Consider the following 14,989-nt stretch of genomic DNA (forward strand, 5'->3'; position numbering starts at 1 on the left):
CTTAGCGTTTTACTTTCCCCCCGGGCGCGGCGACTTTACTTGGGACGCGACAAAAGAAACGTGGGGGCGCATTCCGCCGGCAAAGCCGGCACCCCCGCACCGAAATCGGTGCATCATCCCGCCGACGATGGCCGGCATCCCCCGCCCGGACCGGCGCAAAACCAGAGATAAAGGACAGAGATTATGGCTAAAATCGTATTGTGTTCCGCCTCGCCCAGGCGGCAGGAGCTGCTGCGGCGCATCGGCATTGAAAACTTTGACATCCGGGTTCCGGAGGTAGAGGAATCCTTCCCCGCCGGGCTGACGCCCCGGGAGACGGTGGAGTACATCTCCCGGGAAAAGGCGCAGGCCGCCCGGGCGCTGTGCGTCCCCGACGAGATCTTCATCACCGCCGACACCATGGTGTTTCTGGACCACCAGCGGCTGGGCAAGCCCCGGGACGAGGCGGAGGCCCTGCGGATGCTGACGGCCCTCCAGGGCCGCTGCCACACCGTCTGCACCGGCGTCACCGTGTGCCGGGGAGACCGGATGGAGACGGAGAGCGAGGCCACGGAGGTCACCTTCCGCCCCGCTTCGGAGGCGGAGCTGCTGGGCTACATCCGCACCGGCGAGCCGATGGACAAGGCCGGCGCCTACGGCGTCCAGGGCAAGGGCGCGCTGCTGGTGGAGAAGCTCAACGGCGACTTTTTCAACGTCATGGGCCTGCCGGTGCTGCGGCTGTCCCGGATGCTGGGCCGGTTCGGCGTGTCCTTTTTCGACTGAAATTCCCTTGTTGAGCGCCGGCGGGCGCGTGGAGGTCTGCTTTGAAACAATTTCTGAAACAACACGGTCTGTGGGTTCTGTTCGCCGCCGCGGTGGTGGCGGTGGCGCTGTCGCTGATGTCCTTTTTCTCCACCACCTCCTCGCCGCTGGTGAATCTGGCGGGCATCCTCTCCTCCCCCTTCCGGTCGGCCCATGCCGCCGTGGCCGGGTGGGCGCGGGACAAGCAGAACTATTTCGCCGACAACGCGGCGCTGAAAGCGGAAAACCAGGAGCTGAAAAACCAGATCGCCCAGATGGAGCAGGAGCTGCGGCAGGCCCGGTCCGACAGCGAGGAAAACGCCCGGCTGCGGGAGCTGCTGAACCTGCGGGAGAAGAAGCGGGACCTGGGGGACCTGGAGCCTGCCCGCATTCTGGAGCACTCCACCTCCAACTGGACCTCCTCTCTGACGCTGGACCAGGGCACGGAGCATGACGTGGCGGTGAATGACTGCGTCATCACCGAGGAGGGGTATCTGGTGGGCGTGGTGTCGGAGGTGGGGCTCAACTGGTGCACCGTGCTGACGGTCACCGACACCGACACCTCCCTGGGCGCCCAGGTGTTCCGCACGGAGGACATCGGCGTGGCGGAGGGCGATTTCTCCCTCATGAGCCAGGGGCGGCTGAAGCTCAGCTACCTCCCCGCCGGCTGCACGCTGCTCAACGGCGACCTGGTGACCACCTCCGGCCTGGGGGGCTACTACCCCTCCGGGCTGGTGATCGGCACGGTGGAGGAGGTGCGGCTGGACGACTCCGGCGCCACCCAGTACGCCGTTGTGGCGCCCTCCGCCGATTTTGACGCCCTGTCCCAGGTGTTCGTGGTCAAGTCCTTTGAGATTGTCAACTGATCCTCCCCTTACGGAAAGGAGCCGCCCATGATCGGCCGTTCGGAAATCTATATCAAGTGGCTGCTGTACGCGCTGGCCACCGCCGCGCTGTTCATCCTCCAGGATCTGCTGCAGGATCTGCGGCTGCTGGGGGTTCTGCCCTTCCTCTACCCCGTCATGGCGGCCGCGCTGTCCATGTACGAGGGGGCCTTCGCCGGAACGGTGTACTCCCTGGTGCTGGGGGTGGTGTGCGACCTGCTGCTGCCGGGGCCCATCCCCTGCTTTTACACGCTGGTGTTTCCCCTGGCGGGGCTTTGCGCCGGGCTGATGGCCCGGAACTGGCTGCCCGCCGGGTTTGCCTGCTGTCTGGCGGCCTCCGCCGTGGCCTTCTTGCTGACGGACGCCTTCCATTGCCTGCTGCTGGCTTTCCGCGGCGAATTCTGCACCGCCGCCCTCACCACGGCCGCCGCCGAGATCTGCCTGACCCTGTGCTTCTCCCCGGCGGCGGTGTTGCTGTTCCGCCCCATCTACCGCAAGTGCCATCTGGACAACTGACGGAGGTACCCCATGCCCGATTCCGAAAACAAGCAAACCCGCCCCCGGCGGCTGTACCTGCTGGCCGGCTTCCTGCTGGCGGTGCTCACCGTCTACACCGGCGTGCTGCTGGACACCCAGTACAACAAGGGCCAGTACTATCTGGAGCAGTCGGTGCGGACCATCACCCGCACGGAGACCATCGAGGCCTCCCGGGGCATTCTCACCGACCGAAACGGCCGGGAGCTGGTGGCCAACCGCCAGACCTACAACCTGACCTTTTCCCCCTCCCTGCTGGGGAAGGAGGATGACCGGAACGAGGCCGTGCTGCGGCTGATCCGGCTGTGCCGGGACCAGGGCCTCACCTGGCAGGACGGCCTGCCCGTCAGCCGGGAGGCGCCCTATGTCTACACGCTGGACGAGGCCGGCTCCGTCACCCGCAGCCGGTTCAACACCTTCCTCCAGAAGCGGATGAAGCTGGTGTCCGCCGACCTGAAGGACGAGGACCTGACCGCCGCCATGCTGAACACCGCGGGCCTGTCCGCCAATCTGCTGATCCGCACCATGCGGGAGGAGTTTGACATTCCCTCCGCCTGGAACGATCAGGACGCCCGGGACGTGCTGGGGGTGCTGTACGAGCTTTCCGTGCGGGAGCTGATCAACACCTCCTCCTACGTGATGGTGGAGGACGTGGACTCCTCCCTGGTGGCCCTCATCAATGACGGCAGCTACCTGGGGGCCAAGGTGGTCAGCGCCGCCACCCGGGAGTACAAAACCGACTACGCCGCCCACATTCTGGGCACCGTGGGGGACATCAGCCCGGAGGAGTACGCCCAGCTCAAGGATCAGGGCTACGCCATGGACGCCACCGTAGGCAAGTCCGGCGCGGAGCTGGCCTTCGAGGAGTATCTCAAGGGCACCAACGGCCGGCGGGTGGTATCCACCAACAGCGCGGGAAAGATCACCGGCGAGTACTACAAAACCGAGCCCCAGCCCGGCAGCACCGTGGCCCTCACCATCGATCTGGAGCTGCAGCAGGCCACGGAGGACGCCCTGGCGGCCACCGTGTCCAAAATGACCGGCGAGGACGGCGTCAGCCGGGGCGCCGGCGCGGCGGTGGTGGAGATCGGCACCGGCGACATTCTGTCCCTGGCCTCCTATCCCACCTATCAGCTGTCCACCTACCGCCAGGACTACACCGCCCTCAGCCAGGACCCGGCCCAGCCCCTGTTCAACCGGGCCACCCAGGGCCGCTATCCCCCCGGCTCCACCTTCAAGCCCCTCACCGCCGTGGCGGCGCTGGAATCCGGAGTCATCACCCCCAGCACCACCATTCAGGACAAGGGCCGCTACACCTACTACGCCCCCACCTACCAGCCCAAGTGCTGGATTTACCCCGGCTCCCACGGGAAGATCAACGTGTCCCAGGCCATCACTCACTCCTGCAACTACTTCTTCTATGAGGTGGGCCGCCTCACCGGCATCGAGACCCTGAACAAGTACGCCAGGGCCTTCGGCCTGGGCGAGAGCACCGGCGTGGAGATCGGCGACAGCGCCGGCGTGCTGGCGGGGCCGGAGTACTGCGAGCGCACCGGCAAGACCTGGACCGACGGCCAGACCATCTCCGCCGCCATCGGCCAGTCCTACAACCTGTTCACCCCGCTGCAGCTGGCCAACTACATCGCCACCCTGGCCGGCGGCGGCCAGCACTGCAAGGCCCACCTTCTCAAGGAGGTCAAAACCTACGACAACACCGCCGTGGTGTACACCGAGCCGGACACCCCCCTGAACACCGTGGAGATGTCCGACTCCACCCTGAAGGCCGTGAAGGAGGGCATGCTGGCCCTCACCTCCACCGGCAGCCTCTCCGGCTACTTCCAGAACTGCGTTGTGTCCGCCGGCGCCAAAACCGGCACCGCCCAGATCACCAAGGACGTGGAGAACAACGGCGTGTTCGTCTGCTTCGCCCCCTATGACGACCCGAAAATCGCCGTGGCCATCGTCATTGAGAAGGGCGGCTCCGGCAGCGCCCTGGCCTCCACCGCCGTGGAGATTCTCAACGCTTACTTTACCGCCGACGAGTCCGGCGCCGCCATTCAGGGCGAATCCGTTCTGCTGCCCTGAGAATTCCCAATAAATGGAAAGGATTTTCTGCCATGAGCGAGCCTTTTGTGTTTGACCCCCGCTGCGACGCCTGCAAAACGCCCTATGGCGCGGTGCCGCTGGGCACCGCCGTGTCCCTGCGGGTCCGCCCGCTGGAGGCGGAGGGCTTTACGGACTGCGCCCTGGTCCGGCTCCATGAATTCGCCGGGGAGCAGCTGGAGACGGCCCTGGTGCGGCAGGGAGCGGACGGTGACCGCCGTCGCTTCTCCCTCACCTTTTCCGCTCCGGAGACGCCGGAGCTGGTGTGGTACTGGTTCCGGTTCCGCCGTGCCGACGGCACCGTCCGGTACCTGGACAAAAACGGATATCACGACAGCGGCGAAAACCTCAGCGCCTGGCAGCTGACGGTGTACGATTCCGCCCTGAAGACCCCGGACTGGTTCGGGAAAGGAATTACCTATCAGATTTTCCCGGACCGGTTCTGCCGGCTGGAGACGCCGGACCCGGCGGGGATGATCGGTGACCGGTGGGTTCACGAAAACTGGGAGGACACGCCGGTCTGGAAGCCGGACCCTGACGGCGAGGTGCGGAACCGGGACTTTTTCGGCGGCTCCCTGGCGGGCATTACCTCCAAGCTGGACCAGCTGAAGGCCCTGTCCGTCACCACCCTCTATTTCTGCCCCATTTTTGAGTCCGCCTCCAACCACCGCTACAACACGGCGGACTACTGCCGCATTGACCCCATGCTGGGCAGCGAGGAGGACTTCCGCACCCTGTGCGACGAGGCCCACAAGCGGGGCATGCGGGTGCTGCTGGACGGCGTGTTCAACCACACCGGCTCCCAGAGCGTCTACTTCAACGCCGACGGCTTCTACCCCACGGTGGGGGCGGCTCAGAGCCAGGACTCCCCCTACTATGACTGGTTCCGCTTCTCCAGATGGCCCACGGACTATGACGCCTGGTGGGGTATCCGGACGCTGCCGGCGGTGGAGGAGAGCACCCCCTCCTACGTGGATTACATCATCGAAAACCGGGACTCCGTGGTGCGCCGCTGGCTCCGGGCCGGAGCCGACGGCTGGCGGCTGGACGTGGCGGACGAGCTGCCGGACTGGTTCATTGAAAAGCTGCGCGCCGCGGTGGACGAGACGAAGCCCGGCGCCCTGGTGATCGGCGAGGTGTGGGAGGACGGCAGCAACAAAATCTCCTACTCCCAGCGGCGGAAATATCTGCTGGGCCGGGAGACCCACGGCCTCATGAACTACCCCTTCCGCACGGCGGCCCTCAACTACCTGCAGGGCGGCGACGCGGCGGACTTTTGCCGGGCCATGGAGGAGATCCGGGAGCACTACCCCGCCCCGGCGTTCTATTCCGCCATGAACTTCCTGTCCACTCATGACACTCCCCGCATCCTGACGCTGCTGGGCGCCCGGGAGGCGCCCCAGTCCAAGGATGACCGGGCGCCCTATCGCCTCAGCCCCGACGAGTACCGCCGGGGCGCGGAGCTGCTGAAGCTGGCGGTGGTGCTGCTGTACTGCTTCCCCGGCAGTCCCACCGTGTTTTACGGCGACGAGGCGGGCATGCAGGGCTTTGAGGACCCCCTGAACCGGGGCACCTATCCCTGGGGCCGGGAGGACCGGGACCTGAAGGACTGGTTCACCCTGCTGGGCAGCCTGCGCTCTTCCCACCCGGCGCTGCAGGAGGGAGACCTCCAGTGGCTGTATGCGGAGGGACGGTGTCTGGCCTTCCGCCGGGCCGCGGAGTCAGAATCCCTGACGGCGGTGCTCAACGCCGGAGACACGGAGGTCACCCTGACCCTCCCCTGCTCCGCCGCCTCAATGACAGACCTGCTGACGGGGCAAGCCCATCCCGCCGCCGGGGAGCGCATCTCCCTGACGCTGGCCCCCAGAAGCGGCATGCTGCTGCAATGAAAAAACCGGAGACGCCAACGCGTCTCCGGTTTTTTTGCGCCGGTTCCGGTTCCAAGGCCCTCTTCCCCGTTGTTTCACGTGAAACACTCCGTCGGCGGCTTCCCCTCCGGTGATTTTTTTGACAAACTTCCGGCACTTTTTGCGGTTTTTTCTTGCAAGTGATTTGTACTGTTGCTATAATATTAGAGATTATGGGGTATTGTGTGTTCCAGGCCCTGTAATTCCGCAAATTCACAGGAAAGCAGGTGTTCTTTTGGCAAAAATCGTGGCCATCGTCAACCAAAAAGGCGGGGTGGGAAAAACCACCACCTGCGTCAATCTGGCCGCCGGGCTGCAGGAGCTGGGAAAGCGGGTGCTGCTGTGCGACTTCGATCCGCAGGCCAACTCCACCTCCGGCATGGGCGTGGACAAAACCGTTTCCCTGGGGGTTTACGACGTGATGATCGGCGAGGCCGAGACGGCAGACGCCATCGTGAAAACCAGATTCGGCGACGTGCTGCCCTCCAACAAGGCGCTGGCCGGCGCCGGCATCGAGCTGATCTCCATGGAATCCCGGGAGTTTCTGCTGCGGGACGCTTTGCGGAAGGTGGCGGACAGCTACGATTTCATTCTCATTGACTGCCCCCCTTCCCTGGAGCTGCTGACCCTCAACGCCCTGTGCGCCGCCGACTCCATTCTGGTGCCGGTGCAGGGGGAATACTACGCGCTGGAGGGCCTCAGCGACCTGATGAACACGGTGCGCATTGTCCGCCGGTCCCTGAATCCCCGGCTGGGGCTGGAGGGCGTGCTGCTGACCATGTTCGACGGCCGCACCAACCTGGCGCTGCAGGTGGCGGAGGAAGTGAAGCACTACTTCCCCGGCAAGGTGTACGCCACCGTGATTCCCCGGAACGTGCGGCTCAGCGAGGCACCCAGCCACGGAAAACCCATTTTTACGTACGACCGCTCCTCCCGGGGCGCCGAGGCCTACGGTGCCTTCGCCAGGGAGTTTCTCAGCAAGAACGGAAGCTGAAAGGAGGACCTGACTTATGGCAAGTAAGAAGCCTTCGGGCCTGGGCCGGGGCCTGGGCGCCCTGCTGGGCGACGATGTGCTGAAAACCGAAACCACCGGCTCCCTGTCCGTGCCCATTTCCATGGTGGAGAGCTGTTCCTCCCAGCCCCGGAAGTATTTCGACGAGGCGGCGCTGGCGGATCTGGCGGACTCCATCCGGGAGCACGGCATCATCCAGCCGCTGACGGTGCGGAAGCTGTCCTCCGGGTACTACCAGATCATCGCCGGCGAGCGGCGGTGGCGGGCGGCCCGGATGGCGGGTCTGGCGGAGGTGCCGGTGATCGTCATGGAGGCCGACGACCGGAAGGCCGCCGAACTGGCCATGATCGAAAACCTCCAGCGGGAGGACCTGAATCCCATGGAGGAGGCCGCCGGATACCAGTCCCTCATTGAAAACTATCACATGACCCAGGAGGAGGCCGCCCAGCGGGTGGGCAAGTCCCGCAGCGCCGTGGCCAACGCCATGCGGCTGCTGGCCCTGTGTCCCGCGGTGCGTGCCATGGTGGAAAAGGGAGAACTGTCTGCCGGCCACGCCCGGGCGCTGCTGTCCCTCTCCCCCGCCATGCAGGAAAACGCCGCCCGGTCCATTCTCTCCGGCGGGCTGTCCGTCCGGCAGACGGAGGCCCTGGTGAAGAAGCTGACCACGGAGAAAAAGCCCGCGCCGCCCAAGGACCCGGATCAGGTGGATTACGCCGCCGTGGCCCAGAAAGAGCTGGCCGAGCAGCTGGGCCGGGGCGTGAAAATCGTCACCGGCAGGAAAAAGGGCCGGGTGGAGCTGGAGTATTACGGTCTGGACGATCTGAACGATCTGCTGGAGGCTCTGGCGCTGCTGCGGTCCCGGCGGCCGGACAGGCAGGCAGAAAGGAACGATAGCATTGAAAATTGAAAAGCGCACCGCCGGCTTTACGGAAGAAGAGCTGGAGGAGCAGAACGCAGCCGGTGAGGAGACGGAGGTCTCCCAGCAGCCGGAGGAGGTCCCCGCCGGCCGGAAGAAGCCGGTGCTGACCTACATTCTCATTCTGTTCATTGTGGCGTTTCTGCTGATGGCCATGTCCTTTGCCATGCACCAGCGCAGCAACACCGAGGCCATGACCCAGCTGCAAAGCTCCGTCAACGCCATTCAGGAGACCCAGCGGACCCAGGAGAAAATCATCGAGGTCCAGGACGCCCTCCGGCAGAAGGAGGAGGAGCTGGAAGCGCTGGAACAGTCCACCGCCCAGGAGCGGGAGGCCCAGCAAAAGCAGATCGACGCCCAGCGGCGGCAGATTGACGCCCTCACCAACCTCTACTCCCTGCAGCAGGCCTACAGCGCCCGGGATTTTGACACCTGCCAGGCGATCCTGCGGCTCATGGAAAGCAGCGGCCAGGTAACCGTACTGAGCGAAATCACCGCCCAGAGCGGCATCACCCCGCCCGCCCAGCGGTACCTGCAGCTGAAGGAGGCCATCGAGGCCCAGGCCGATTGAGCCAAGCCCCGTCCCCAACCGCTTGAAAGCCCAGCAAAACGGGTTTCAAGCGGAGAGGAGCCGCAGCGAAATGAGTGAGCTCCGCCGCAAGCGGCGGATTGAGGGATATGGAGCTTGCGGCGACGACGTTTCACGTGAAACACGCGAAGCAGTCAAAACATTTCCCGAGAATTCCCGCCCCGGCGGCGGAATCAGATACCCAATCAACAACATTGAAGGAGAAGGAATCATGCTGGACATGAAATTCCTCCGGGAGAACCCGGAACTTGTCAAGGAGAACATTCGCAAAAAGTATCAGGATGCCAAGCTGCCCCTGGTGGACCAGGTCATCGAGCTGGACGCCCAGCGCCGCGCCGCCATCGTGGAGGCCGACCAGCTGCGCGCCGACCGCAACCGCCTCAGCAAGCAGGTGGGCATGCTGATGGGCCAGGCCAAAAAGGATCCCTCCAAGCTGGAGGAGGCCGAGGCCGTGAAGGCCCAGGTGAAGGCCGACGCCGACCGCCTGGCGGAGCTGGAGAAGCTGGAGGCCCAGCTGGACCAGCAGGTTCACAAGATCATGCTGGTAATCCCCCAGATCATCGACGATTCCGTGCCTCTGGGCCCCGATGACTCCTGCAACGTGGAGGTGGAGCGGTTCGGCGAGGCCAGGGTGCCCGACTTCCCCATCCCCTACCACACCGAGATCATGGAGAGCTTCGACGGCATCGACATGGACGCCGCCGGCCGGGTTTCCGGCAACGGCTTCTACTATCTGCTGGGCGACATCGCCCGGCTCCACGAGTCCGTGCTGGCCTACGGCCGGGATTTCATGATCGGCAAGGGCTTCACCTACTGCATCCCCCCCTTCATGATCCACGGCAACGTGGTGGAGGGCGTCATGAGCCAAACCGACATGGACTCCATGATGTACAAAATCGAGGGCGAGGACCTGTACCTCATCGGCACCTCCGAGCACTCCATGATCGGCCGGTTCATCGACCAGGTGCTGCCCGCCTCCTCCCTGCCCCAGACCCTCACCTCCTACTCCCCCTGCTTCCGCAAGGAAAAGGGCGCCCATGGCATTGAGGAGCGGGGCGTGTACCGCATTCATCAGTTTGAAAAGCAGGAGATGATCGTGGTCTGCCGGCCCGAAGAATCCAAAGAGTGGTACGAGAAGCTGTGGCGCTACTCCGTGGAGCTGTTCCGGTCCCTGGACATTCCCGTGCGGCAGCTGGAGTGCTGTTCCGGCGACCTGGCGGACCTGAAGTGCAAGTCCTGCGACATCGAGGCCTGGTCCCCCCGCCAGCAGAAGTATTTCGAGGTCTGCTCCTGCTCCAACCTGGGCGACGCCCAGGCCCGCCGCCTGAAAATCCGCTACAAGGACGAAAACGGCAAGATGCAGCTGTGCCACACCCTGAACAACACCTGCGTGGCCCCTCCCCGGATGCTCATCGCCTTCCTGGAGAACAACCTGCAGCCTGACGGCACCGTACTCATCCCCGAAGTGCTGCGTCCCTACATGGGCGGCAAGGAAAAGCTGGTGCCCAAAAAGTAACATGGATCCCAACACCAGCCTCCTGCAGTCGCTCCAGGGCTTTCAGGACCTCTATCACTGCCTGCGGACCAACGCGTATCCCGAGGTCTTCCTGAAAAATGTACTGGGCCTGACGGAAAACGGTATGGCCGCCCTCCCGCGGCGGTTGGAAATCTGGATCGCAGTCTACCTGGTGTGCGGCCTGATCACCGTACTGCTGCGGCAAGTGCGGAAGCAGCGGTCCCTCAGCACCGGAAGCCGGATGGTCAACAATGTGATTCTCATTGCCGCGGATTTCTTTTTCGTTCCCCAGCTTCGGGTGTGTTGGGAGATGGGCCGGATCTCTCTGGCCGGGGTCGCGCCCTGGGCCGGAACCGCGCAGGACTTTGTCCGCTGGTTCTCCGAGGCCTGGACCTCTGTCTTCACCCCCCTGTTTCTGTTCCTGGTGATCTTTTTCACCGCGATTCTCCCCCTCCAGTCCGCTCTGCACTATCTGAAGGTGTACAAGCTCTTCGGTGTGCCCCACATGATTTTCGACGTAGGCACCGGTTTGTATCTCCTGAGTGTGGTGCTGCTGGCGGCATCCATGGGGGACCGGCGGCTGTACCTGCTGATCCTTCCCGCTGTGATCATGCTCTGCATCATCCAGCGGGGCGGGGCGATTCGGGAGGAACGAAGGACCCAGGCCGCTATGGATAAAATCAATTCCAAATCGTAATATCCGAACTAAAATATACAGAAAGGATTGAGTTTATGGCAAAAGATACCGGTTTCTTCGCGGAATTCAAGAAGTTTATCGCCCGCGGCAACGTGATGGACATGGCTGTCGGCGTCATCATCGGCGGCGCTTTCGGCAAGATCTCCACCTCCCTGGTGAATGACGTGATCATGCCCGGCGTGTCCATGCTCACCGGCGGCGTGGACTTCAGCGCCTGGAAGATCGTGCTGAAGGAGGCTGTGGTGGACGCCGGCGGCGCGGAAGTGGCCGCCGAGGTGGCCATCAAGTACGGCTCCTTCCTGGCCACCATTCTGGACTTCCTGATCATCGCCTTCGCCGTGTTCTGCCTCATCAAGTTCCTCAACGGCCTCCATAAGAAGAAGGAAGAGGCCCCCGCCGCGCCTCCCGCTCCCCCCGAGCCCTCCGCCGAGGAAAAGCTGCTGACGGAGATCCGGGACCTGCTGAAAGAGCAGAAGTAACCCAAAATTCACCTGCCGCGAGGAACCGCTTATGAACGAAACCCTCACCGCCGGCCTGACGGCGCTGGGCCTGCCCACCGAGGCCGCCCCGGCGCTGGTGCGGTACGGCGAACTGCTCATCGAAACCAACAAGGTGATGAACCTCACCGCCATCACGGAGCCGAAGGACGTGGCGTCCCTCCACTTTCTGGACAGCGCCGCCCTGCTGACCCTGACGGACCTGCGGGGCAGGTCCGTGGTGGACGTGGGCACCGGCGCCGGCTTCCCCGGCATGCCCCTGCGGATTCTGGAGCCCTCCATCCGCCTGACGCTGCTGGACTCCCTGGGCAAGCGCATCCACTTTTTACAGGGGGTGTGCGACGATCTGGGGCTGAACGACGTGGCCTGTATCCACGCCAGGGCGGAGGAATTCGCCGCCAAGCACCGGGAGACCTTCGACGTGGCCACCTCCCGGGCGGTGGCGGCGCTGCCCATGCTGTCGGAGCTGTGCCTGCCGCTTGTGAAGGTGGGAGGCGTGTTTCTGGCCATGAAGGCCGTGGACAGCGAGGAGGAGATCAACTCCGCCAAGCACGCCATCTCCCTGCTGGGCGGCAAGATCCGGGAGGTGAAGGACTACCCCATCCCCGGCACTGACGTGACCCACCGGCTGGTGGTAGTGGAAAAAATCGCGCCTTCCCCGGCAAAATATCCCCGCGCCTTTGCTAAAATCAAGAAAAACCCGTTATAATAAGGAAGGAGGGTCCGCGTTGGAGAAGCACCGTGGAGAATGTATCGCCGTGGTCTCCGGCAAGGGAGGCACCGGAAAAACCTCCTTCACCGCCGGAGTGGGGGCCGCGCTGTCCCTGGCGGGCAAGCGGGTGCTGTGTCTGGACTGTGACGTGGGCCTGCGGAACCTGGACCTGGCCCTGGGCCTGTCCGACCGGGCGCTGATGGACTTTTCCGACGTGGCCCAGGGGCGCTGCCGGCTGTCTGACGCCGCCGTGCCCCACCCCCAGCTGCCCAACCTCTTTCTTCTGACCGCCCCCGCCCGTCTCCGGGGCCGGCCGGTGACAGCCACGGAGATGTCCGCCCTGCTCGCCGCCGTCCGGAGGGAGTATGACTACTGCCTGCTGGACGCCCCCGCCGGGCTGGGCTACGGCTTTTCCCTGTCCGTCTGCGTCGCGGACCGCTGCGTGGTGGTCACCACCACCGACGCCTCCTCCCTCCGGGACGCCCAGCACACCGTGATGGAGCTGAACCGGTACCCCCGGGGAACGCTGCACCTGGTGGTGAACCGGGTGCGGGGCAAGCTGCTGCGGTCCATGCACGCCACCATTGACGACGCCATCGACACCGCAGGGCTGCCCCTGCTGGGTGTGGTGCCGGAGGACGATCACCTGCCTCTGGCCCAGAACCGGGGCGTGCCGCTGCTGCTGACGGAGTCCCGCATGGCCTCCACCGCCTATCGAAACATCGCAAACCGTATTCTGGGAAACCGCGTACCCCTGATGCGGATTAAATAAAGAAAGGAGCTTCCTCCCATGAACATTGCCCTGATGGCCCACGATCACAAGAAAGATCTGATGGTCCAGTTCTGCACCGCCTACGCCGGCATCCTGTCTCAGCATGACCTCTTTGCCACCAGCACCACCGGCCACGTTGTGTCCGAAAGCACCGGCCTGAACATCCACTGCTTCCTCTCCTACGCTCACGGCGGAAGCCAGCAAATCGGCGCCCGCATCGCCTACAATGAGATCGACATGGTTCTGTTTTTCCGGGACCCCAACACCGACGATATGTCGGAGGATGTGTCCTACATCACCCGGATGTGCGACAAGAACAACATTCCCTTCGCCACCAACATCGCCACAGCGGAAATGCTGGTTCTGGGCCTGGCCCGGGGCGATCTGGACTGGCGCCTGGTGGAGAATCCCCGGAACCGGGCAGTCCTTCTCTGAAAAGCCCCGCTTGACTTTTCGGCAAAACCTGCCTACAATAGAGCCACACCGCGCAGATGCCGCAGCAGTAATCCGGCCCGACGGCCCACAGAGAGAAACGCGATTGCTGAAAGCGTTTCGCTGTCTCCGGATGAAGGACAGCGGCGGAGCGGGGATGGAAACATCCACGGCCCCCTCCCCGTAACAGGAGGACACAAGGAGAGGTTTCGCGCCTCTTGAATTTGGGTGGCACCACGAAGCGTCATGCTCTCGTCCCAAACCGCGGGGACGAGAGCATTCTCTTTTCCGGTGAAACCCTCCCGAATCTGATTCTGTTCCGTAATATCGGGTATATAATATACGGATTGTAATGGTTTCTGGATGACCCGGCCCGCCTTCCGTCCCCTCATGGTACCCCAGACGTCCCGCCGAAAGGAGAATGCAATCATGAAAGGCATCCGTCTTCTGTCCCTGCTGACCGCCCTGACGATGCTGGCCTGCTGCGTAACTGTCTCCGCGTCAGAGACAGACTGGCTGATTCCCAGACAGCGGGACTATCGCTCCTTCACGGACACCGCCGGCACCATCTGCGAAAATGCGGCGGCCACCTGCTGCCAGGCGGGGCTGATGGACGGGGTGGACAGCCGCCATTTCCTGCCGGAGGTGGGCCTGAGCCACGCCCAGATCATCGTCATCGCCGCCCGGTTCCACCGGCTGCTCTCCGGCGGCTCCCTGGACTATTTTGAGCCTATCTCCATCACCGGCCCCGACTGGTGGACCCCCTATGACGGCTACCTGACGGAGCGGATTCCCGCCCTTGCCGACGCGGCGTGGTATCAGAGCGGAAAGGTCATCCCCACCAGCCCCTGCAGCCGGGAGGCGTTCTTCCGGCTGCTGGCGGCCGTGCTGGAGAATCTGAACGTGACCCTGCCGGAGATCAACGAAGTGTCCGCCGTGCCGGACTGCATGGACGAAACCATTCTGCAGTTCTACCGCTGGGGCATCCTCAACGGCAAGGACCCATACGGCTCCCTCCACGGCAGCGCCGCGCTGTCCCGGGCGGCGGCCGCCGCCATGCTGGCCCGGCTCATTGACCCGGCCCAGCGGCTGACCTTTGAACCGCAGACCCTGGACCTGTGCCGGGACATGCTGGACACGGACCCGGAGACAGTGCTGGCCGTCATCGGCGGGCAGTCCCTGACGGCGGCGCAGATCGCCCCCACCCTGGCTCGGTATCTGGACAGCCATAACCGCTCCCACCTGCTCCACACCACCGCCCCGGAGATGGCCCGGGAGGCCGTGAACGCCATGGTAGCCGACGCGGCGATGGAGCGTCTGGCGGCCCGATACGGCATCCCCCTGCCGGAGGGCAACCCCGCCGGCGCCGGCTACATGGGCTGCTCCGCCGCAGGCATGGCCTGGGATGACCAGCACCGACAGCTGGAGCAGCTGGTGACAGCGCTGTTCCCGGCCCGGGCAGATTACGACGCCGCCCTCCGGGACACGGCAGCGCGGCTGACGGTGGAACTCACCGACGCCTGGGCCGCCCTGGACATGGAGGCGTGCGCCGCCCGGCTGCGGCAGCTGCCCGGCTGGCAGCTGTTCCAATAACCTCGCGCATCCAATGAATTTCATTTTCACATACAGAAAGGAACG

General features: G+C 64.3%; 15 protein-coding genes. All 15 read left to right on the forward strand.

Annotated elements, in window-relative coordinates:
* Positions 1 to 183 precede the first annotated feature (183 nt).
* The 15 genes from SOX55_RS00635 to SOX55_RS00705 all read left to right on the forward strand — a co-directional run bounded on the left by SOX55_RS00635 (position 184) and on the right by SOX55_RS00705 (position 14,944).
* Positions 184 to 762, forward strand: coding sequence for a Maf family protein (locus SOX55_RS00635; protein WP_325285498.1), 579 nt, complete (start codon positions 184 to 186; stop codon positions 760 to 762).
* A 41-nt stretch (positions 763 to 803) separates the two neighbouring features.
* Entirely contained in the window at positions 804 to 1,646 is an 843-nt protein-coding gene (gene mreC / locus SOX55_RS00640) for a rod shape-determining protein MreC (protein WP_325285499.1), read from the forward strand.
* A 27-nt stretch (positions 1,647 to 1,673) separates the two neighbouring features.
* Positions 1,674 to 2,180 (forward strand): hypothetical protein, encoded by a 507-nt coding sequence (locus SOX55_RS00645; protein WP_325285500.1) that lies wholly within the window; start codon positions 1,674 to 1,676, stop codon positions 2,178 to 2,180.
* A gap of 12 nt (positions 2,181 to 2,192) precedes the next feature.
* Complete coding sequence (locus SOX55_RS00650; RefSeq protein ID WP_325285501.1) at positions 2,193 to 4,283, forward strand: penicillin-binding transpeptidase domain-containing protein; 2,091 nt, start codon at positions 2,193 to 2,195, stop codon at positions 4,281 to 4,283.
* 32 nt (positions 4,284 to 4,315) lie between these two features.
* Positions 4,316 to 6,190, forward strand: coding sequence for a glycoside hydrolase family 13 protein (locus SOX55_RS00655; RefSeq protein WP_325285502.1), 1,875 nt, complete (start codon positions 4,316 to 4,318; stop codon positions 6,188 to 6,190).
* A gap of 253 nt (positions 6,191 to 6,443) precedes the next feature.
* Complete coding sequence (locus tag SOX55_RS00660) at positions 6,444 to 7,202, forward strand: ParA family protein (protein WP_325285503.1); 759 nt, start codon at positions 6,444 to 6,446, stop codon at positions 7,200 to 7,202.
* A 16-nt stretch (positions 7,203 to 7,218) separates the two neighbouring features.
* Positions 7,219 to 8,127: a ParB/RepB/Spo0J family partition protein gene (locus SOX55_RS00665; RefSeq protein WP_325285504.1), complete on the forward strand. Its 909-nt coding sequence runs from the start codon at positions 7,219 to 7,221 to the stop codon at positions 8,125 to 8,127.
* Entirely contained in the window at positions 8,117 to 8,707 is a 591-nt protein-coding gene (locus tag SOX55_RS00670) for a hypothetical protein (RefSeq protein WP_325285505.1), read from the forward strand. The genes SOX55_RS00665 and SOX55_RS00670 overlap by 11 nt, the downstream gene beginning before the upstream one ends.
* Before the next feature lie 229 nt (positions 8,708 to 8,936).
* Positions 8,937 to 10,241, forward strand: a complete 1,305-nt coding sequence (serS, locus tag SOX55_RS00675) for a serine--tRNA ligase (RefSeq protein WP_325285506.1) — start codon at positions 8,937 to 8,939, stop codon at positions 10,239 to 10,241.
* A 1-nt stretch (position 10,242) separates the two neighbouring features.
* Entirely contained in the window at positions 10,243 to 10,938 is a 696-nt protein-coding gene (locus SOX55_RS00680) for a hypothetical protein (protein WP_325285507.1), read from the forward strand.
* Positions 10,939 to 10,973: 35 nt separating this feature from the next.
* Positions 10,974 to 11,417, forward strand: a complete 444-nt coding sequence (mscL, locus tag SOX55_RS00685; protein WP_325285508.1) for a large-conductance mechanosensitive channel protein MscL — start codon at positions 10,974 to 10,976, stop codon at positions 11,415 to 11,417.
* Between the two features lie 31 nt (positions 11,418 to 11,448).
* Positions 11,449 to 12,144: a 16S rRNA (guanine(527)-N(7))-methyltransferase RsmG gene (gene rsmG, locus SOX55_RS00690; protein ID WP_325285509.1), complete on the forward strand. Its 696-nt coding sequence runs from the start codon at positions 11,449 to 11,451 to the stop codon at positions 12,142 to 12,144.
* Positions 12,145 to 12,163: 19 nt separating this feature from the next.
* On the forward strand, positions 12,164 to 12,919 hold the full coding sequence (minD, locus tag SOX55_RS00695; protein ID WP_325285510.1) for a septum site-determining protein MinD: 756 nt from the start codon (positions 12,164 to 12,166) through the stop codon (positions 12,917 to 12,919).
* A gap of 18 nt (positions 12,920 to 12,937) precedes the next feature.
* Complete coding sequence (locus SOX55_RS00700) at positions 12,938 to 13,354, forward strand: methylglyoxal synthase (protein WP_325285511.1); 417 nt, start codon at positions 12,938 to 12,940, stop codon at positions 13,352 to 13,354.
* 426 nt (positions 13,355 to 13,780) lie between these two features.
* Positions 13,781 to 14,944, forward strand: a complete 1,164-nt coding sequence (locus tag SOX55_RS00705) for a hypothetical protein (protein WP_325285512.1) — start codon at positions 13,781 to 13,783, stop codon at positions 14,942 to 14,944.
* Positions 14,945 to 14,989: the final 45 nt, after the last annotated feature.

Origin of the sequence: Dysosmobacter sp. (assembly GCF_034093755.1) — a bacterium.
GTDB lineage: Bacteria > Bacillota > Clostridia > Oscillospirales > Oscillospiraceae > Oscillibacter.